16 protein-coding genes are annotated in these 19,369 nt (G+C 60.1%); 11 read left to right on the top strand and 5 right to left on the bottom strand.

From position 1 onward, the window contains the following. Nucleotide 1 precedes the first annotated feature (1 nt). Nucleotides 2-502, top strand: a complete 501-nt coding sequence (locus tag ACOQOT_RS07240; protein ID WP_420561665.1) for a CBS domain-containing protein — start codon at nt 2-4, stop codon at nt 500-502. Nucleotides 503-570: 68 nt separating this feature from the next. Continuing rightward, nucleotides 571-987, top strand: a complete 417-nt coding sequence (locus tag ACOQOT_RS07235; RefSeq protein WP_420561664.1) for a CBS domain-containing protein — start codon at nt 571-573, stop codon at nt 985-987. 72 nt (nt 988-1,059) lie between these two features. Here the strand turns inward: ACOQOT_RS07235 and ACOQOT_RS07230 are convergent, their stop codons facing one another. The 4 genes from ACOQOT_RS07230 to ACOQOT_RS07215 form a co-directional block, all read right to left on the bottom strand. Continuing rightward, nucleotides 1,060-3,534 (bottom strand): vitamin K epoxide reductase family protein, encoded by a 2,475-nt coding sequence (locus ACOQOT_RS07230; protein ID WP_420561663.1) that lies wholly within the window; start codon nt 3,532-3,534, stop codon nt 1,060-1,062. Between the two features lie 21 nt (nt 3,535-3,555). Then, nucleotides 3,556-5,418, bottom strand: coding sequence for an acetyl-CoA hydrolase/transferase C-terminal domain-containing protein (locus ACOQOT_RS07225; protein ID WP_420561662.1), 1,863 nt, complete (start codon nt 5,416-5,418; stop codon nt 3,556-3,558). 57 nt (nt 5,419-5,475) lie between these two features. Next, the gene (locus tag ACOQOT_RS07220) at nt 5,476-7,755 is read right to left on the bottom strand and encodes an acyl-CoA dehydrogenase (protein ID WP_420561661.1); all 2,280 of its coding nucleotides are present in this window, start codon (nt 7,753-7,755) and stop codon (nt 5,476-5,478) included. Nucleotides 7,756-7,821: 66 nt separating this feature from the next. Beyond that, nucleotides 7,822-9,153, bottom strand: a complete 1,332-nt coding sequence (locus tag ACOQOT_RS07215) for an OmpP1/FadL family transporter (RefSeq protein WP_420561660.1) — start codon at nt 9,151-9,153, stop codon at nt 7,822-7,824. Between the two features lie 188 nt (nt 9,154-9,341). On the opposite strand from ACOQOT_RS07215, the gene ACOQOT_RS07210 reads away from it, so the two are divergent. Together ACOQOT_RS07210 and ACOQOT_RS07205 are read left to right on the top strand one after the other, a co-directional pair. Continuing rightward, nucleotides 9,342-9,554 carry a hypothetical protein gene (locus tag ACOQOT_RS07210; protein ID WP_420561659.1) on the top strand — a complete coding sequence of 71 codons (213 nt, stop codon included), beginning with the start codon at nt 9,342-9,344 and terminating at the stop codon, nt 9,552-9,554. Between the two features lie 95 nt (nt 9,555-9,649). Continuing rightward, the gene (locus ACOQOT_RS07205; RefSeq protein WP_420561658.1) at nt 9,650-11,146 is read left to right on the top strand and encodes a methyl-accepting chemotaxis protein; all 1,497 of its coding nucleotides are present in this window, start codon (nt 9,650-9,652) and stop codon (nt 11,144-11,146) included. 63 nt (nt 11,147-11,209) lie between these two features. Here the strand turns inward: ACOQOT_RS07205 and ACOQOT_RS07200 are convergent, their stop codons facing one another. Beyond that, a complete protein-coding gene (locus tag ACOQOT_RS07200) occupies nt 11,210-12,550 on the bottom strand; it encodes a DEAD/DEAH box helicase (RefSeq protein ID WP_420561657.1) in 1,341 nt (446 codons plus the stop codon). A gap of 317 nt (nt 12,551-12,867) precedes the next feature. Here ACOQOT_RS07200 and ACOQOT_RS07195 point away from each other — a divergent pair, with 317 nt between their 5' ends. From ACOQOT_RS07195 to ACOQOT_RS07165, 7 genes are all read left to right on the top strand, one after another. Continuing rightward, on the top strand, nt 12,868-13,524 hold the full coding sequence (locus tag ACOQOT_RS07195) for an MBL fold metallo-hydrolase (protein WP_420561656.1): 657 nt from the start codon (nt 12,868-12,870) through the stop codon (nt 13,522-13,524). A 131-nt stretch (nt 13,525-13,655) separates the two neighbouring features. Then, the gene (locus ACOQOT_RS07190; protein WP_420561655.1) at nt 13,656-15,119 is read left to right on the top strand and encodes an MFS transporter; all 1,464 of its coding nucleotides are present in this window, start codon (nt 13,656-13,658) and stop codon (nt 15,117-15,119) included. A 5-nt stretch (nt 15,120-15,124) separates the two neighbouring features. After that, the gene (gene mazG, locus ACOQOT_RS07185; protein WP_420561654.1) at nt 15,125-15,952 is read left to right on the top strand and encodes a nucleoside triphosphate pyrophosphohydrolase; all 828 of its coding nucleotides are present in this window, start codon (nt 15,125-15,127) and stop codon (nt 15,950-15,952) included. Nucleotides 15,953-16,070: 118 nt separating this feature from the next. Continuing rightward, the gene (locus ACOQOT_RS07180; RefSeq protein ID WP_420561653.1) at nt 16,071-16,907 is read left to right on the top strand and encodes a phosphate ABC transporter substrate-binding protein; all 837 of its coding nucleotides are present in this window, start codon (nt 16,071-16,073) and stop codon (nt 16,905-16,907) included. Beyond that, nucleotides 16,888-17,745 carry a phosphate ABC transporter permease subunit PstC gene (gene pstC / locus ACOQOT_RS07175; protein ID WP_420561652.1) on the top strand — a complete coding sequence of 286 codons (858 nt, stop codon included), beginning with the start codon at nt 16,888-16,890 and terminating at the stop codon, nt 17,743-17,745. The genes ACOQOT_RS07180 and pstC overlap by 20 nt, the downstream gene beginning before the upstream one ends. Continuing rightward, complete coding sequence (pstA, locus tag ACOQOT_RS07170) at nt 17,742-18,587, top strand: phosphate ABC transporter permease PstA (RefSeq protein ID WP_420561651.1); 846 nt, start codon at nt 17,742-17,744, stop codon at nt 18,585-18,587. The genes pstC and pstA overlap by 4 nt, the downstream gene beginning before the upstream one ends. Beyond that, nucleotides 18,587-19,363, top strand: a complete 777-nt coding sequence (locus tag ACOQOT_RS07165; RefSeq protein ID WP_420561650.1) for a phosphate ABC transporter ATP-binding protein — start codon at nt 18,587-18,589, stop codon at nt 19,361-19,363. The genes pstA and ACOQOT_RS07165 overlap by 1 nt, the downstream gene beginning before the upstream one ends. Nucleotides 19,364-19,369 lie beyond the last annotated feature (6 nt).

Raw genomic sequence — 19,369 nt, 5'->3', positions numbered from 1 at the left:
GATGCCGAGAGCCGAAGACATAATGCAGCCGGCACGGGCGACCGTTCACACGGAGCACCCGCTGAGCGAGGCGCGTGCCCGGCTCGAGCGCTTCGGCGCCGAAACATTGATTGTCCTTGATGGTGACGAGGTCATCGGCACGCTGAACCGGCACCAGCTTGATGCAGCAAGCGGCCGGAAAGCGGACGATCATCCCGTGTGCGACTATGTCAGCCCCGTTGCCGCAACCTGCGCGCCCGACACAGGTATTGCGCAAATAAGAAAAATTTTCCAGGAGGACAAACACCTCTCCATCATACTCGTTATTGATGGAAGGCAGTGTTTACAGGGCATCATTCCCAGCGAAGCCGTTTCAGGTATCGGCGCGCGCCAAATACGGGGAACGCCCGACAAGTCCATCTCGCCGGACCCGATGGGCGGCCACGCTCTGCCTGCACGGCCCGGCCAGCTCAAGGTCTATACCGACCTGCCGCATATCGAAAAGCGGCATATCCGGAAATAGATGCCGATATGCCGCCTGTGGGAGGCCGCGGCTTCCCGTCATTCACTTACAAAACAAGGAGGTCTGTTATGAAGATTCAAGACATCATGACAAAGACCGTCGATTGGATTGCACCGGACATGGTGCTCAAGGACGCCGCTCAGAAAATGAAGGAAGACGATGTGGGTTTTCTGCCCATCGGTGAAGACGACAAGCTGATCGGTATGCTCACCGACCGGGACATCGTGCTGAACTGTATTGCCGAGGGTAAAAACCCCGCTCAATTGACGGCGAAAGAAGCTATGCATGAAGGCGTGTGTTACCTCTTAGAGGATCAGAGCGTTGAAGAAGCGGCGGACAATATGGCCCGGAACAAGGTGCGGCGCATGCCCGTGTTGAACAGGGATAAGCGTCTTGTCGGCGTCGTTTCGCTTGGGGATATCGCTGCCTGCGGCGAGCAGGATTGTGCCGGCCGCGCCTTGGAGGAAATTGCCAAGGCAGCCTGACAGGCATCCCCTTCCCGCCTCACAGATCCCGCTGCCTTTCCGGGCAGCGGGATTTTTTGTGCCACAAGAAAGTCAGAGAATGCGGCTTTGCCAGGCACCGTAACGATTGGTGACAGGGCCGCGCCGCAGCGAGGCGGCAATGAGAACGAAGCCGCTCAAAACAGCTGCGCCCATATTGACGGCATCCGCCTCCGCCACGAAAGGCACGATGATGAGCGCGCCGCCGAAAAGCACGTTGAAAAAGCGCAGCAGGCGCGCAACTTCGGCAAAGGCGGCAACGCTTATCGTGACGGTCAAGGCGCCGATCAGATGATTGGCATCGGCCATGATGCCAGAGCTTGCAAGCGTCAGCGGGGTGAACATGAGCCAGACCCCCACGCCGCAGCACAGCGCAAGCCCCAGACTTGGCCGGACACCTCCCGTCCAGGTTTCTTTCAGAATGGTTCCCGGCGCATTTTGGAAGGGGTCTTCTTCCACGCAATCTTCCTCTTTGACGAGGGCCGGATCGTCCCGGCTGCCGAAGCAGAACACCCGAAGCACGCTTTCCCCCGCTTTCCTGCGCCGGCCGAGAAACTGGAACGTTGCAACCAGTTCATCCAGCGAATAGGGGATTTGCAGGATCATGGCGGCTGCCGCGATGAGGCAGAGCGTACACCAGGTGCCGATGACGATGGGCTGAATGATGATGAAGGTGATCGACACGGTCCCGAGCGGTACGATCATGATGCCGAAGATGATGACCAGCCAGGGCATGGTGCGCCAGCGCCGCTGCGAGCCCATGATACCGGTCAGAATTTCCAGCAGATAGGTCAATGCCCCAAGCCCCGCATCCGGCACCGGCCAGGCCTTGGAGACGGAAGACGTGATGATCTGTTCGGTGCCGTTTTTGGCGGCAAGGCTGCCGGCAAAAAACGGTTCCCACACCCCGTCGATATGGCCGAGCTGATAGGCCGCGAGATAGCGCGAGATATAAAGGCCGATAAAGGCGAGGATGATAATCGGCAGGCGCTGCAGCCAGCTCGACGGGTTGAGCGACCAGCCGGGCGGGCGCACCTGACCGGCCTCCGCGGCTAGAACGGAGAGATGCGGGACCGGCCGCACGAGAAGCGCGCAGGCAAAGATCAGTGCACCAACCAGTGTGCCGTTCAGATAAGCGGCTGCCGTGGGCGCCCAGAAAATCAGCGGCGCGCTCATGACCCAAACGCCGATCGCGCCGCAGACCCAGCGCGCCCAGCTCATGCGCCAGGAAAGCGAAAGCAGAGCGAAAACCGCCAGAAGCGCCCCGCTGACAACGTCGCTGAGTGTTATCCAGCCCGAAACCGTACCGAGCAATGGCGGCAAGGTAACGAGCCAGCTGGCAAGCGCCAGGTTGCAAAACGGTGCCCATAGAAACGCGCGGTGCTGGCGTTTGAATTTCTCGTCATGATGAACCCGGGCGATTTCCGGCGCATCAGGCTTTCCGCCGGCAAGGCGCAGCCATTCAGGCGGCGTAATGCCGTTTTTCTCGTACCAGCCGAGCGGGTCCTTTTTCAGAGCATCGACGATGGAGGGCAGATAGTCGCGGATAAAGCGGCGCGGATGCCAGCCTAGAAGACGCTCGGCTTTCGATATATCGAGCGCATAATGATCCGCGCCCATATCCACCATGAAGGGCCGGATGAACGGCTTTTCGCCCCTGTCGATGGCATCGGGAATGGCAGGCTCGAACTTCTCCTCGGCCCAGGCGCCGGCTTTCGCCGCCGTTTTGGGCAGTGTGTAAGTCGGCCATTCCTCCTCCCCGTGGATGAGATAGCCAAGCTCGTTCTGCAGTGTCTGATAGCTCAGTGGATGCGGCTCGCCGATCAGGATCGTTTCCACCTCCGCGAAGTTGCCGCGCTTGTCGAGCGCGCAGCGGAAGGCCTCGGCCAGATCCGCCTTATGCACCATCGCCTGGCCTGCATTCGGATCGCCTGCGTAAAGATGGCTTTTTATGCCCCGCTCATATATCCGGGCAATCTGCTGGGACAGTGTGGGCACAGCACTTTCATCGTCATACATACCCGCCAGATGTAGAAAGAGCACCGGCATATCGCCGCGCTCCTTCTCGATCAGCGCTTCGGTTTTCGCTTTCCATTGCGGATAAGCCCATTTGGGCTCGAGCGGCGTTTCCTCATCGATGAAACCGCCCGGCACGGCAGGCGCGTGAACGAGCATGGTGCCGGAGTAGATGAACTGCGCCACATCGAAAGCGCTCAGGCCTTTCAGAAGGTTGCTTGTGCCCTCGATATTGACGGCGCGGTAGGCGGGCGAGTCTTCGTTCGTAAAGTCGAAATAGGCGGCAAGATGAATGACCCCGGCGAGTTTTGTGCCGAACCGTTCTTCGACCTTTTTCAGGGCACTCTTCAGCGATTTTTCATCGGTAATATCACATTCGAAACAGGCGTATGCGGCGCCCGCGCAATCCAAGTCTATGCCGACGGGTTCGTAATCTTTCGAGAGTGTTTCCGCCAGGGCTGTTCCGACATCGCCCGCCGCCCCGGTGATCAATACAACCGGTTTGTCAGTCACTGGACCTCCCTGCTTTCAACGTTACGCGCCCGCGCGGCGCCATGCTCCTTTCATTAACGTGCGATAGAGAAATTCCTTCCATCCGCCGCCGGAAAGTTTCAGCCGGGCGAGCGTGGCGCGCTCTTGCGAATTTGGCGCGGGGGCACGCAGCCCTTCCCAGAAGAGCCTTGCCATCGCCGCCTTGCCCTTTCCCGCCGCCTTCAGCTCGCCAAGAGCGCGAAGGGCGCATTGCTCTTCTTCAGTGAAGTCGGAGCCGAAGGGGAACGCCGGAAAAAAGCCTTGCGCGCGGGCCTCCGCTAGAAGCGCCTCGTTTTTCTCCGGCCTGTTGCCGGGCGGCGGCAAAGGATCAGATTTTTTGATTTTACCGGCTTTCAGCGCCTTCTCACGCAGGTCGTTCTGAAACCGCTCATCGGCAATGGCCAGCATGCGCAGGATGCATTCCCTGTCGGAACAACTCCAAAGATCGGCAACCCCATATTCGGTGATAAAGACATCGCGCTGATGGCGCGGGATGGTGGTTGCCCCATACGTCCAAACCACGTTCGATTTTACCGCGCCGCCGCTCCGGCGCACCGCGTTCAACATCAGGAACGAGCGCGCATCGGTCATGGCGTGAGCCTGCTCGACAAAATCATGCTGCCCCCCTACGCCGCTTACCACCTTGCCGCTATCCAGCGTATCGGAAGCGGCGGCGCCCAGAAGCGTTGCGATCATCGTGTTATTGACGAAGCGGGCATTCTTGCGCTCGGCGCGTTTGCGTTCCTCATCCCCGTAAAGGGAGTTTGTGAAGGAAACAGGCACCATGTCGAATTTGCGCAATTCTGCCTCGCTCATTCCCCGCAAACGCCGGTAAAAGCTGTGCGAGCCGACAAAGAACCCGCCATGAAGCACATGCCCGCCTGGCACTTCGCGTTTCAGAATGCCTGCTTCATAGAGATCGAGGAACCCTTCGACGAACATTTCAGACGACGCATAGAGCCCTTCCGAGAAAGGCTCCGTCTCGCGTGGCCCCGCTTCATCGGGCTCCGGCGTGATGCGCGCAATCAGCTCCTTGAAAAGCGCGTTATGTTTGTGGCGGAGGATAAGCCCGTAGGTCACGGCATCGCCGAGCGAGCCGATACCGATCTGCAGCGTGCCGCCATCCTTGATGAGGCTTGCCGCATGGAGCCCTGCCACATAATCCTCCGTCGCGACCGGCCGTTTCGGCGCGGCGAAAACGGGAAATTCCACATCCGGTGTATCGAGAATGGCATCGAATGTGTCGGCCGGCACTTCGGCCGTGCCCGGCATGAAGGGCAAGGAGCGGTTGACCTGCCCGACAATCCAAATCTTTTCGCCTGCCGCCTTGCGCCGTTTCAGCTCAGGCAAAATGTCGAGCGTCACATCCGGGTTGCAGGCAAGGCTGTAGCGGGGCTCCGGCCCGCTTTCATCGACGGCAATGAGCTGAGCAAGCAGATTGATATGCTTGTCGAGCAGAGCCTTGCCCGCCGCGGTGTAATTCGCGCTGACATAGTTCTGCTGCGCGGTAGCATCGGAAAGCCAAGCGCCGGAATTCAAGAAGAACTCGGAAACGCGCACATTCTCCGGCAACCGTCCGCGTCTTGCCGCCGTGGCATAAGCAAGATCGACATAGCCCTCAAAGTGCCGTTCGACAAAGGGATCGAGAAAACGCGCCTCCAGCTCGGAAGACGCGTGCGGCCGCTCCAGCGTCAACGCGGTCAGAATATCGAGCGAAAGCGCGTGATCCTTTTCAGCTTCCTCGAAAAGCGCATTGATGATGTGGGTCGCCTTGCCGATGCCGAGCGGCAGCCCTACTTCAAGCGCAGGCCCGAGATCGGCGAAGATGTCCCGCGCCAGCACGCGCGGGTCCTGATATATCCGCATGAAACCCTCTATCGATAAGCCGTCCGGCCCGCCGCCCCGAAGCCAGCCCTGGCCGGATCACGAAGACCCGGCGGCCCTTAAGGGCGGGATATGAAGAGGATCATCTTCTTTGTCCGGGCTCAAGAGCGCGCCGAAACGCTCCGGCTCGAATTCATCGACCACGACGGCCCGGTGCACCGCTTCGGCGGCTTCGTTAAGAAGTGCGAGCTCGCTGGCGCTCAGGACATCCGCTTCTTTAGCCTCTTCCCACTTGTCTTCATACCCGGCCTTGCGCAGGCGTTCTTCCAGTTCTTCGGCTTTGAGGGTAAGCGTCAGCGCTCTTTCCAGAAGGGCGATGGGTTCACCCTCCCCGCCCTCGTAAACGCCGGTGGCAATCCGGTCGCGCTGTTCGCCCGGGGCGGAAATCGCCTCGGCGGCGGCGCTTACCACTTTGTCGGAGGGACCGGTCGTATAGGTGCCATAGGGCAGCGCGATGGCACGCAGCAGCCAGCCCAAGGGGCGGTTTGGGAAATTCGCGGCAATGCTTTTCAGCGCCGCTTCGATGCGCTGGAAAGCGGAGCGGCAGCACCATTCGACCAGCACCAGGTCTTCCCGGTGGCGGCCATCTTCCTGCCAGCGCTTCAGCACCGCCGAGACAAGATAAAGCTCGGAGAGTACATCACCGAAACGGGCGGAAATCATCTCTTTGCGTTTCAAATCCCCGCCCAGGGAGACAAGCGCCATTTCGCTGGCAAAGGCGAGCGCGGCGGAATAGCGCGAGACTTGCCGGTAATATTTGCGCAGCTGCCGCGGCCCGCCCGCAGGAGCGAGAAGCCCGGCAGACCAGCCGCGCAAGACGGCCCGGCCCGTGTTCGCCAGAATGTGCCAAGTATGACCGGCGAGCAGCTTGTCGAATTTCTGCCGGGCGCTGTCTTCGTCTTCCTCACCGAGCGCCAGCATCTCATCGGCAAGATAAGGATGCGCGCGCGTCACCCCCTGACCGAAAATAATCAGGCTTCGGGTGACGATATTCGCCCCTTCCACGGTGATGCCGACGGGAATGGAGCGGTAGACATTGCCGAGATAATTGAGCGGCCCGTCGATGATCGTTTTGCCGCCATGCACATCCATCGCATCGTTCACCGCATCGCGCATCCTATAGGTCGCATGGGCCTTCATGATGGCCGAAACGATGGCCGGATGATGACCGAGGTCGAGTCCGGCGCAGGTAAAACGACGCGCCGCTTCCAGCTCATAAGCAATCCCCGCAATACGCCCGAGCCGTTCCTGCACACCTTCAAATTTGCCGATCGGAATGCCGAACTGGCGGCGGATGCGCGCATAAGCGCCCGTGGTGCGGGCGGAAAGACAGGCCGCTGCCGTTGCAAGCGAGGGAAGCGATATGCCGCGGCCGGCGGCAAGGGCCGCCATGAGCATTTTCCAGCCCTGCCCGATCTGTTCTTCCCCGCCGATAATGGCGCTCAGCGGCACGAAAACATCATTGCCGCTGACAGGTCCGTTCTGGAAGGGCTGCAGCGCTGGCAGGTGCCGCTTTCCCTGCTCCACCCCTGCCGTATCCGCCGGAACGAGCGCCACGGTAATGCCGCGCTCTTTTTCTCCGCCGAGAAGACCGTCCGGATCGTAAAGCTTGAAAGCCAGGCCGAGCAGCGTCGCAACCGGGGCAAGGGTGATATAGCGCTTGGAGAAAGTAAGACTGATGCCCAGCACTTCTTCCCCGTCCACCATACGGCGGCAAACGGTGCCGCTGTCTTTCATCGCGGCGGCGTCGGAGCCTGCTTCATCGCTTGTGAGCGCAAAACACGGCACCTCGCGCCCATCGGCCAGGCGCGGGAGGTAATGATCCTTCTGTTCGTCCGTGCCGAACTGCATGAGAAGCTCGCCGGGCCCGAGCGAGTTCGGCACCATGACGGTAACGGCGGCGGTGACGGAGCGGGTGGAGATGCGTTTGACGACTTCGGAATGGGCCGTCGCGCTGAAACCGAGCCCGCCATAGGATTTCGGGATGATCATGCCGAAGAACTTTTTCTTCTTCATGAATTCCCAGACCGGTTCCGGCAGGTCCATGAGCTGGGAGGTGATCTGCCAGTCATCCAGCATGGCGCAAAGCTCTTCGACCGGGCCGTCCAGAAAAGCGCGCTCTTCTTCGCTCAGCTCGGAAAAGTGAATGTCACCGAGGCGCGCATAATCCGGCTGGCCGCTGAAAAGCTCGCCTTCCCACCAGACATCGCCCGCTTCCATTGCCTCGCGCTCGGTGTCGGACATGCTGGGCAGCGCCTTCTTGGCCCAGCCGAAAAGCGGATTGGAGAAATATTTCTGGCGAAGGTCTTGCGTGTCCATGATCTCGTCCCTCATGCATCGGCGGGCCTTTGAAAACCCGTGAGATGGGGCGGCGGTCACGCCGGTTTAGAACGTTGCCGTCAGCCCCACGGCCAAAATGTCGGCGTCGCCCGTATTGCGGGAGCGCAGCGTCGAATTAACCTGCGCGGGCGTTCCCTCATAGAAACTGTCCGTGCGGTTCAAACTCTCTTCGCTGACGAAAATATGCGCATATGACAAGGCAACGCTGTACGTCTCCGACAAGTCATATGTCGCCCCGCCCGTCAGCCACCAGCGGTCCCCGTCGGGAACCCGTGTCGTTCTAAAACTATCCCGCGTCGGCGTTTCGTCAAATTGTACGCCGGTGCGCAAAGTCAGCCGCTCGCTGAAATCGTGCTCGCCGCCCAGCGCCACGGCCCAAGTATCTTCGTAGTTCTGCGGGCTGTTGAACTGTGCGCCATTCGAGGCGGAAATCGCGATCTGCTCGAAATCGGCCCAGTTGAACCAGCTCACATCACCCATCAGACGCGTCTTGCCATCCGGCAGATGGTAGACCGCGCCGGCCGAGGCAATATCTGGCAATGTTAACGGCGCCGTCGCACCAAATGTTCCGTTTTGCACTGCAAGCGGCCCGGTCAAACCGCTGATGTTCAAGTTACCGTCCAGGTCGTGCTCAACCTGCGAGCGGTACTGAATACCGAGATCCAGCCGCTCAAACTCGGCCTGCAGGCCGATATTCCAGCCGACGGACCAGTCGTCGCCTTCCACTTTGAAGAGCCCGTCCGGTGTGCCGGGTGTGGCATTGGGCAGCGCGTTGGTGAGCTCCACATCCACATATTGAAAATTAATGCCGCCGCCGACGGAAAAGATCTCATTCAGCTTATAGGCGATGCTCGGCTGGATATTGACCGTCATAAGATCGGATTTAAGGGAGTCATAGCGCCCGAAGAATCCGGGATCATAGTCGCTCTGAAAACCGTAGGGTGTGTTGATACCGATGCCTGCCCACCAACGGTCATTGTCGATAGGGGCAACGGCGTAAAAATTTCCTGTCGGTGTCAGCGTATCGAAGGGATTGCCGCCGTCATTGCCGCCTGCCGGAAAGCTGCCAAGCGGCCCTGCCGCCGTCCGCGTGGTGCCTTGATCGGTCTGCTCGGAATCGATAAAAAGCGCATAGGCGCCGGCGGTGGCGACCGGCCGCGAAAAGCGGGTCATGCCGGCCGGATTGAAATAGACGGTGCTGGCGTCGGAGGCGAGTGCCGTTTCCCCGGCGAAAGCCCGGCCCACCCCTTCAGCCGATTGTTCCTTGAGATAAAAACCGCCTGCGGATGCGGAAGATGCCAAAAGGCCAAAACCGGCCCCGGCCGACAACGCGAGAAGGCCTGAGATAACGCGGCTCGATGTGCAGGATGCAGTCATGTTGCCCCCTCGTTCGGAATCAGTCTACTGCCCCAACGTCACGGTTGCGCCGAATGTTTCTCAAAAATTCCGAAAGTCGCTATCGGCATTCCGGATGAACACCTGCGGGTCTTCAACGTTCGTATGCTAAGTAACAAGTTTGCATTCTGGCCAAAGAACTTTCCAAGAAGCGTCAAGGACAGCATGTCATGACCGATAGACCGGATCACGATGAAGCAAGCCGTCAACGAGCGACCGATTCGTATAATGATGAAAATATAGGCGTGGAAATTTCCAGTCAGGATGCCCGTCAAGCGGAGGTGGTTCTCCAGTCTTCCAGTTCCAAGAAAATATTCTTAGGAACGCTCGCTTTTATTGTCATTTTTCCCGTTCTCATTGTCTTTTTATTGGGTTTTTTCTGACACGATTAACTCATCTTTAGCTTGATGAGTTTAACGTTTTACCCGGGTGAGTGCTGTTGGTTTATCCAAAGACACTCTTAGGGGAGCCCGTGACAATGAAATTTTCTTTCCGCCGGCAAGCCGGCACAGGCCGCGAACAACGCGCCAAGCTCGACGCTCTGGACCGCTCTCAAGCCATTATCGAATTCGACATGGACGGCACCATCCTCCATGCGAACGAGAATTTCCTTACTACTCTCGGTTACGAGCTCAGCGAGATTATGGGAAAGCATCACCGGATTTTCGTCGATGCGCGGGAACGCGATAGCCATGCTTACGAGCAGTTCTGGGAAAGCCTCCGGCAAGGAAAATTTCAGTCGGCAGAATATTGCCGGGTCGCAAAAGGCGGCAACCGCGTCTGGATCCAGGCCACCTATAACCCGATCTTCGACCGGCTGGGCCGCCCTTATAAAGTGGTGAAATTCGCGACGAACATCACCGAGCAGAAATTGCGCAATGCCGATTATGAAGGCCAGATCGCTGCCATTAGTAAGTCGCAGGCCGTTATTTCATTCAATCTCGACGGCACGATCATCGATGCCAACGACAATTTCCTGAATGCCTCTGGCTATAAACTCGAAGACATTCAGGGCGAGCATCACCGCATGTTCATGCCGCCGGAAGACCGCGACAGCCAGGCGTACAAAGAGTTTTGGGCGGCACTGCGCCGGGGCGAGTTCAGGGCGGGTGAGTTCCGCCGGCTGCGCCGCGATGGCAGCGAGCTTTGGTTGCAGGCAAGTTACAATCCGATTTTCGATATGAACGGCGAGCCGTTCAAGGTGGTAAAATACGCCACCGATAGAACGCCGGAAGTGTTGGTACGCAAGCAGCGTGCCGCCGCTCAGAAAAGCATCGATAATGATCTGGCCGGCATTACCCAGGCAACGGGCAAGGCCAATGAAATGGCCTCCCATGCCGCCCATGCCTCCGAAGAAACTTCCGCCACGACGCAGCTTGTCGCAGCCGGGATTGAGGAATTGTCGAACTCGGTGGAGGAAATCAACCGCCAGCTCACCGATGCGCTTGCCATTTCACGCGAAGCCGTCGATCAGGCCAGTTCCTCGAACGACATTGTGGGCGGGCTTGCCGCCTCCGCGCAGCAGATCGGCGATGTCGTACGCCTGATTTCGGATATCGCCGAGCAGACGAACCTTCTTGCCCTCAACGCCACGATCGAGGCGGCACGGGCTGGTGATGCGGGTAAAGGCTTTGCCGTTGTCGCCTCCGAGGTGAAAACGCTGGCGAGCCAGACGGCAAAAGCGACGGAGGAAATCAGCGCGCAGATTTCCGGCATCCAGAACGCTTCGACGACCGCAGCCGATGCCATTCAGGCGATCAGCACGACCATCGGCAGCATCCATGAAATTTCCTCCACGATTTCCGCCGCCGTCGAAGAACAATCGACGGTGACGAAGGAAATGTCTTCCAACATGCAGAATTCCGCCGGAAGCGTGCACGACATTTCCGAAGGCTTGCGGAAAATCGCCGAAGCCATTGCCTTTGTCGATGAAGCAAGCGCGAATGTAAAAAAAGTGTCGGGGGAGCTGGCTTAAACGGTCCTTGCCGCCTCCAAGAAAGAAGCCGGAGACTGAAGTCTCCGGCTTTCTTGATTTCGCTTATGCCGCGTTCCGGCGGGCTGCGGCAGGATTTCTCGCCGGCCGCTTTTTACCTGCCGCCTGCTTTCCGGCATCGGCCCGTTTTTCACCGGTATTCTTCTTGCCAGATTTCGCCCAGGGGGCTTTTTTGGTCTTGCCGAATTTCGGGCCGCCTGCGCCGGGGCGCCCGCCCCTGCCCCGTTTCGGCGCTTCGGCGCGTACGGGCTCGCTCTTGTCCTCGCGCAGATCTTCGATCTCGATGGTCTGGCGCGTGGCCTTTTCAATGTCGCGCAAGAGGCCGCGCTCTTCATTGTCGCAGAAGGAAATAGCGATGCCGGAGGCCCCGGCGCGCGCCGTACGGCCGATCCGGTGCACATAGCTTTCGGCCACTTCCGGCAGCTCGAAATTGATCACATGGCTGACCGCATCGACATCGATGCCGCGGGCGGCGATATCCGTTGCGATCAGGACTTCGATCTTGCCGGATTTGAAATTGGCAAGGGCGCGCTGGCGCTGGCTCTGGGACTTGTCGCCATGGATTGCGTCCGAGGCAATGCCGGCATGGCCGAGGCCTTTGGCCACCCGGTCAGCGCCGCGCTTAGTGCGGGTGAAGACCAGGGTGCGGCTGAACTCGGGCTCTTTCAAAAGATCGGCCAGAAGATCGCGCTTGCGCGTGCGCTCGATGAAGTAAACCTTCTGCGCCACACGCTCCGCCGTCGTCGCCACCGGGGTAACGGAGACGCGCACCGGATCATGCAGCATGTCGCTTGCAAGCTCACCGATCTGTTTGGGCATGGTGGCGGAGAAGAAGACGTTCTGGCGCTCTTTCGGCAGTTCCTTGACGATCCGGCGGATCGCAACAAGGAAGCCGAGGTCGAGCATGTGGTCGGCCTCATCCAGCACCACGATTTCCGTCGCGCGCAGGGACAGATTGCGGCTGTCCAGATGGTCGATCAGGCGGCCGGGCGTCGCGATTACCACATCGACGCCGCGCGCCATGCTTTTGATCTGCGGCCCGTGCTTGGCGCCGCCTACCACCACGGTGCTCGAAATGCGCATATGGCGGCCATAGGCACGCACGCTTTCACCGATCTGGATGGCAAGCTCGCGCGTCGGCGCCAGAATGAGCGTGCGGCAGGTTTTCGGCGCGGGCCGCCCGCCCGTTTCGAAAATGTGCTGGAGGATGGGCAGCGAGAAGGCCGCGGTCTTGCCGGTGCCGGTCTGGGCGATGCCCAGCACGTCGCGGCCTTCCATCAGCGCGGGAATGGTGCGCGCCTGAATGGGCGTGGCTTCGCTATATCCTTCTTCCCCGAGGGCGCGAAGGATGGGCTCGGCGAGGCCGAGGGTCGTAAATTCAGTCAATCTAACTCTTTCAAGCAATCACAGCGGGGCAGCGCCCCATATGGCGGCGCCCTGGCTCGATTGCCAATTTTTCAGGAAAAGCCCCGCGTACTGGGCTTGGCCGGTGCTTTTTCGCACAAGGCGCTCAACAGGCAAGGACCGGGAGGTCCCCTTACGCGGCTGGAACGCTTGAGATGTGGCAGGACAATGCGCACAGCTTCCGGGCAAAGTAAAGGAGGATTTTCCGCAGCGCCCGCCGGGCCCTGCCCCCTGCACTGGACAGGCCCGGCCCGAACCTCTACCTAAAAGCTACTGAAATTGTCACGAAAGAGGCCCCCATGGCTTTGAAAGTCGCAATCCTTCCCGTTACGCCTTTCCAGCAGAATTGCTCGCTCATTTGGGATGATGAGACCGGCAAGGGCGCGGCGGTCGATCCGGGCGGCGATCTGGAGCGCATCGAAGAAGCGATGCAGGAAGTCGGCATGACGCTCGAAAAAGTGCTGCTGACCCATGGCCATCTCGACCATGCCTCGGCGGCGGGCGAGCTTGCCAGGAAGCATGGCGTCAAAATCGAGGGCCCTCATATCGGCGACAAATTCCTGATCGAGTCGCTGCCCGCGCAAGGCAAGCAATACGGCTTTCCCGTCTATGACGCCTTCGAGCCCGATCGCTGGCTGGACGATGAGGATACGGTGGAGCTTGCAGGCTATACTTTGCGGGTGCGCCACTGCCCCGGCCACACGCCGGGCCATGTGGTCTTTATCCATGAGCCCTCCAAGATCGCGCTGGTGGGCGATGTGCTCTTCCAAGGCTCCATCGGGCGCACGGACTTTCCCGGCGGCAATTACGACCAGCTCATTTCCTCGATCCGCGAGCGGCTCTTTTCGCTCGGCGATGAAATCGCCTTTGTGCCCGGCCACGGACCGATGTCGAGTTTCGAGCGGGAACGCAAGACCAACCCCTTCTGCTCCGACCTTGCCGTAGGGGCCGATTGAGCTTACAGGCCTGTAGATAAGGCAGTTTGACCCGGGCAAGTCTGGACTTCCCTGCGCAAATCCGGTTTAGTGCGCAAAACTGACAAAACGTCACCAATGAAAACAGACGTTTTCTGGAGGAAAACCGGATTATGAGCGCAGATCGCCTGCCGCGCTGGCGCGTGGCCATGTTCTCCTTGCCCGCCATCCCCATCGCGGCGATGGGCCTGCCGCTCACGGTTTACCTCCCGCCTTTCTACGGCGAAGCGGATATGGGGCTCAGCCTTGCCACGGTCGGCTGGATCTTCATGCTCGCCCGCTTCTGGGATGTCTTCACAGACCCTGTGCTCGGCGCCGTCTCCGATGAAGTGTCGAGCCGCTGGGGCCGTCGGCGGCACTGGATCGTGCTTTCCGCGCCGATCCTCATGCTCTCCGCCTGGATGCTTTTCATGCCGAGCGCACCGGTCACGGCCGGTTATGTGCTCTTCTGGCTGTTCTTTCTTTATGTCGGCTGGACGCTCATCACCATCTGCCACATGAGCTGGGGGGCCGAACTTTCTCTCGATTATGACGAGCGCTCGGCCATTCAAGGCAGCCGTGAGGCGGCGCTGATTTTCGGGATGCTGACGGTGCTTGCCCTGCCCGCGCTGATCGAAATGCTGGGCGATGACGTGGGCAGCGCCCTTAAAGTGGAATCCATGGGCTGGTTCATCATTGTGATGCTGCCGCTCACTATCTGGGCCGCCTGCTCCTTCGTGGGTGAACCGCAATACACGGAGAAACCCCAGACGCAAAACACCTCCCTGCGCCAGCTTGCCCGCAAGATCGGCGCAACCTTCCGCGAGATCTGGGTGACGATCTACAAGAACCGCCTGATCCGCCATTTGCTCATTGCCGACATTCTGGCCAGCGGCGCACCCGCCATTACCGGCGCGCTCTACATCTATTTCGCGGTCTATGTGATGGAGCTGCCGACAGCGGCAAGCCTGTTGCTGCTGGTCTATTTCGTCACCGGCTTTTTGGGCGTGCCCTTCTGGATCAAGATTTCCCATTGGTCCGGCAAGCACCGGGCGCTTGCCTATGCCAGCATTTACGGCGCGCTCTCCCTGCCGCTCGTGGTCTTCTTTCCGCGCGGCGAGTTCTGGTGGCTCTTTATCGGCAATTCGCTTTACGGCATTGCCTATGGGGCAAGCTCGTTCCTTCTGCGCTCCATGATGGCGGATGTGACGGACCATGATTACCTGGAAACAGGCGAGCGCCGCACTGGGCTTTATTATTCGCTTCTCACCATGACGCAGAAAGTCGCTGCCGCGCTTGCCGTCGGCATTACCTATCCGCTGCTCGACGTGATCGGCTTCACGCCCAAAGCCGGGGCCAACAGCCCGGAGACACTGAACCAGCTTCTCTACATCTATGTGGGCTTTCCCGCGCTCTTTATGCTTCTGGCCGCTTATGTCATCTGGCGCTTCCCGCTCGGACGCGCCGCGCAGGCCGAACTGCGCCGCCGGATCGAGGCGAAGGAAGCCGGCCATAGCGAGCATTATGTCTCTGATGCGGAAGCAGCCATCGTGCAATATGGAAGTTCTGGCGGAATCGCCGATCGCCCGGCAGACTAGGGGCCATGAGCACACCGGAGAACCTGCACCAGATCGATGCCCTTCTCGCCATTATGGCGGCCCTGCGTAACCCGCAAGGTGGCTGTCCTTGGGACCTTGAGCAGGATTTCCGCACGATCGCGCCTTATACGCTGGAAGAGGCCTATGAGGTGGCGGACGCCATCGAGCGCGGCGACAGGCAAGACCTGAAAGAAGAACTCGGCGATCTTCTCCTGCAAGTCGTCTTCCACGCTCAAATGGCGCGCGAGGAAGAAAGCTTCACCTTTGCCGATGTGGTGGAGGGGATTTGCGAGAAAATGATCCGCCGCCACCCCCATGTCTTCGGCGATGAAGAGGCGCGCTCGGCAGGCGCCGTCAAAGGCCGCTGGGACGAGATCAAGGCGGCGGAAAAAGCCGCCAAGAACAAAAGGCGTGCCGCCCTGCTCGATGATGTGCCGGCCAACCTGCCCGGCCTGTCCCAGGCCGTGAAACTGCAGCACAAAGCAGCAAAGGTCGGTTTCGACTGGCCGCAAACGGAAAACGTGCTCGACAAAATCCAGGAAGAAGCAGGCGAGCTTCTGGAAGCGGCGCGCGGCGGGCTTTCCCACGCAGAACAGGAAGAAGAATTCGGCGATCTTCTCTTCGTCATGGCCAATCTTGCCCGGCATCTCAATATCGACCCGGAAGCAGCGCTGCGCCGGACGAACCAAAAATTCCGCCGCCGCTTCGGCTATGTCGAGAGCAAGCTGGGCGAAAAACTGGCGGATGCCGGCCTTGAAGAGATGGACAAGCTCTGGAATGAGGCCAAAGCCATCGACAAAGCGGCCCAGAAGAACGCAACGTCCAAACCATGATGTGATGAAAAATTGGGCAGCCGGCCTTGCTCAACATATCCATTCACATTGATTTCATTTGGCTTTGATCTTTGCGCGCGGCTAGCTGGTGCCCGGATATCAAAAACCGGAATCAGCCATGACCGCGCGAACGCTCACCCTTCTGGCGATCCTCGCCGCCGCTGCTGCAGCGATCTTCTTCTTTCAGAGCTCTTCCTCCGAAGACGGGGAAAAAACCCGCCTTACCTTGACGGGATCGAGCACTATTGCGCCGCTCGCGCTCGAAATCGCCAAGCGCTACGAGGAGCAGAACGGCACTGTTCGGATCGACGTTGAAACAGGCGGTTCCTCGCGCGGCATGGCCGATGCGCGCAAGGGACTTGCCGATATCGGCATGGTCTCCCGCAGTCTAAAAGCGGATGAAGCTGATCTGACCGGGCACCTTCTCGCCCGGGACGGGGTGGGCATCATCGTTCATGCCAGCAATCCGATCGAGGCGATTACCGGCGCTGAGGTCGTCTCAATCTATAAGCGCGAAATTACGAGCTGGGAGGTGCTGGGCGGGCCGGATGCAGGGATCATTCTCATTCACAAAGCCGAAGGCCGCTCGACCCTGGAAGTCTTTCTCGACCATTTCAAGCTCGACAATCCCTCCATCACGCCAGACGTCATTGTCGGCGACAATGAGCAAGGCATAAAAACCGTCGCGGCCAACCCGAGCGGTATCGGCTACGTTTCCATCGGCACGGCGGAAGTTGCGATTGAAAACGGCGCGGCGATCAAGCTCGTCAAACTTGACGGGGTCGAAGCAAGCACGGCGACCGTGGCCGATGGCTCCTTCCCGATGGCCCGCGAGCTGAACCTCGTCACGCATGGAGATATTTCGGAAAAGGCCGCCGCCTTCCTTGCCTTTGCGCAATCCGCCGAGGTGGACGATCTCATCAAGGGCCAGTCCTTTGTCCCGCCGCGCCGCTGACCGTGTTTTTCTTTTCAGCCTGAGGAGCGCCGCGCTTGCCGCAGCGCTCGCGCTCGTTTTCGTGACCTTCTTTGTCGGCTATGAGGCACTCCCCGCACTGCAGGAAGCAGGCATTGCTGCTTTCCTGACGGACGCGAGCTGGCACCCGGTAAGCGGCGCTTTCGGCCTGCTGCCCATGGTGCTGGGCTCCCTTGCCGTTTCTTTGCTCGCGCTCGTACTGGCCGCGCCGCTCGGGCTTGGCGCGGCGCTGTTCGAGAATTTTTATTCACCGCCGCTCCTGCGCGGGTTTTTCCAGCGGGCGGTGGAATTGCTCGCCGGTATTCCGAGCGTCGTTTACGGGCTCTGGGGTCTCGTCATATTGGTGCCGCTCATCGCCAAGCATCTGGCCGCGCCCGGCACGAGCATCCTTGCCGCCGGGCTTGTACTTGCCATCATGATCCTGCCGACCATGGCGCTTTTTTCCAGCGCCGCACTTGCCGCGATCCCCGCCGAGCAGCACCGCGCGGCCACAGCCCTCGGGCTGTCGAAATGGACGGCACTGCGCAGCGTTCTGTTACCCGCGGCCTGGCGCGGCATTGTGACGGGGTTGTTTCTCGCCTTCGCCCGCGCGCTGGGGGAAACCATGGCGGTGCTCATGGTCGCCGGCAATGTGCCGCAGCTTCCCTCGAGCCTTCTAGACCCCGTGCGCACCCTCACCGCCAATATCGCCCTTGAAATGGCGTATGCGACAGGCGCGCACCGGCATGCGCTTTTCTTCAGCGGCTTTCTCGTCATGGCGGTCACCCTGCTTCTCGTCACCCTGGCCGGGCGCAGCGAGCGGCAGGAGGGGCGCACATGACACGCCCTCAGACACAAAATAGGCTGGCCGCCTTTTTCATCTGGACCGCAGGCCTCGTAATCCTTGGCGCATTCGCACTCATTGTCGGGGATATCGTCTGGCGCGGGTTTTCCGGTTTCGAGCTCAGCTTTCTAACCGAAGATCCGGCGGATGCAGGCAGGGCGGGCGGTATCCGCTCAGTGCTCGCGGCAACGGCACTCATTCTGCTCGTCTGCCTTGCCGCGACGCTGCCCGTCGGGCTTCTCACAGGGATTTTCCTTGCCGAATATACGGCGGGCGGCGGGCGCTTTGCGCCGCTGGTCCGCCGCTCCCTCGACACGCTGGCCGGCGTGCCTTCCATCGTTTTCGGCCTGTTCGGCAATGCGGTCTTCGCGCATCTCCTCGGCCTGCGCATCTCTATTCTCACGGGCGGGCTGACGCTTGCCATCATGGTGCTGCCCTTCTTCATCCGCAGCGCCGAGGAAAGCCTGCGCAGCCTGCCTGCCTCCTTCAGCCAGGCGGCGGATGCCCTCGGCCTTTCCCGGCTGACCTTTTACGGAAAGATCGCCCTGCCCGCCGCCCTGCCGGGCCTCATGATCGGGCTGGTGCTCGGCCTCGGCCGGGCGCTCGCAGAAACGGCGGCCCTCATCTTCACCAGCGGCTATGTCACGCGGCTGCCGGAAAGCCTGCTCGATTCCGGGCGCACGCTTTCCATTCACATTCTCGATCTGGCGCTCAATGTGCCGGGCGGCGGCGAGAACGCGTACCGCACGGCGCTTGTGCTGGTCGTTCTGCTTTTTGCGATCAACGCCGCCCTGATGGCGCTGACACGCTTTTCTCCTTCTTACCGGGACTACCGATAATGCGGCACGCTCCTCCTGCCATCCTGACCCATAACGTCACGGTCGCCTTCGACGGTAAGCCCGTCGTCACAGGGATTTCCGCTTCCTTTCTCGATTGTGCCGTCAACGCCATTGTCGGGCCTTCCGGCTGCGGTAAATCGAGTTTCCTGTCTGCGCTTAACTGCCTCAATGAGAGCCTGCCGGGCTGCAAAGTTGGCGGGACGATCGAGCTTTTCGGGGCGCGCCTCGACCGGTTCGCCACGAGCCTCGAAGAGCTGCGCCGTTCCGTCGCCATGATTTTTCAGCGGCCCGCGCCCTTTCCCCTTTCCATCCGCCGCAATATGGAAATTCCGCTTACCGAGCATTTCGGACGCAACAGGCGCGAGATCGCGGATCGAAGCGAGGCGGCGCTGAAAAGCGTCGGGCTTTGGGCGGAAGTCGAAAACCGGCTGGATTTACCGGCAACTCAGCTTTCCGGCGGCCAGCAGCAACGGCTCTGCCTCGCCCGCGCGCTGGCGCTCGAGCCGCGTATCCTGCTCCTGGACGAGCCGACAAGCGCGCTCGACCCTATAGCGGCAGGCCTCATCGAAGAACTGCTCGGCGAGCTCAAATCCCAGATGAGCCTGGTGCTCGTCACGCATAATTTAGCCCAGGCCCGGCGTCTTGCCGATACGGTGACGTTTTTCTGGATGAAAGACGGACAAGGCTATGTCGCCGAGAGCGGATCTGCCGACACCATGTTCAATAATCCCCGGGAAGAGGTGTCCCGGGCCTATTTCGCCGGTCATATCGGCTAGGGAGGC

Source organism: Tepidicaulis sp. (genome assembly GCF_965222285.1).
Lineage (GTDB): Bacteria > Pseudomonadota > Alphaproteobacteria > Parvibaculales > Parvibaculaceae > Tepidicaulis.
This window is presented reverse-complemented; position numbering and strand designations above follow the sequence as displayed.

Bases quoted from the DNA above. Each gene is read 5' to 3' on its own strand.
- ACOQOT_RS07240 (WP_420561665.1), top strand. From the start codon at position 2: ATGCCGAGAGCCGAAGACATAATGCAGCCGGCACGGGCGACCGTTCAC.
- ACOQOT_RS07235 (WP_420561664.1), top strand. From the start codon at position 571: ATGAAGATTCAAGACATCATGACAAAGACCGTCGATTGGATTGCACCG.
- ACOQOT_RS07225 (WP_420561662.1), bottom strand. From the start codon at position 5,418: ATGCGGATATATCAGGACCCGCGCGTGCTGGCGCGGGACATCTTCGCC.
- ACOQOT_RS07220 (WP_420561661.1), bottom strand. From the start codon at position 7,755: ATGGACACGCAAGACCTTCGCCAGAAATATTTCTCCAATCCGCTTTTC.
- ACOQOT_RS07215 (WP_420561660.1), bottom strand. From the start codon at position 9,153: ATGACTGCATCCTGCACATCGAGCCGCGTTATCTCAGGCCTTCTCGCG.
- ACOQOT_RS07210 (WP_420561659.1), top strand. From the start codon at position 9,342: ATGACCGATAGACCGGATCACGATGAAGCAAGCCGTCAACGAGCGACC.
- ACOQOT_RS07205 (WP_420561658.1), top strand. From the start codon at position 9,650: ATGAAATTTTCTTTCCGCCGGCAAGCCGGCACAGGCCGCGAACAACGC.
- ACOQOT_RS07195 (WP_420561656.1), top strand. From the start codon at position 12,868: ATGGCTTTGAAAGTCGCAATCCTTCCCGTTACGCCTTTCCAGCAGAAT.
- ACOQOT_RS07190 (WP_420561655.1), top strand. From the start codon at position 13,656: ATGAGCGCAGATCGCCTGCCGCGCTGGCGCGTGGCCATGTTCTCCTTG.
- mazG (WP_420561654.1), top strand. From the start codon at position 15,125: ATGAGCACACCGGAGAACCTGCACCAGATCGATGCCCTTCTCGCCATT.
- ACOQOT_RS07180 (WP_420561653.1), top strand. From the start codon at position 16,071: ATGACCGCGCGAACGCTCACCCTTCTGGCGATCCTCGCCGCCGCTGCT.
- pstA (WP_420561651.1), top strand. From the start codon at position 17,742: ATGACACGCCCTCAGACACAAAATAGGCTGGCCGCCTTTTTCATCTGG.
- ACOQOT_RS07165 (WP_420561650.1), top strand. From the start codon at position 18,587: ATGCGGCACGCTCCTCCTGCCATCCTGACCCATAACGTCACGGTCGCC.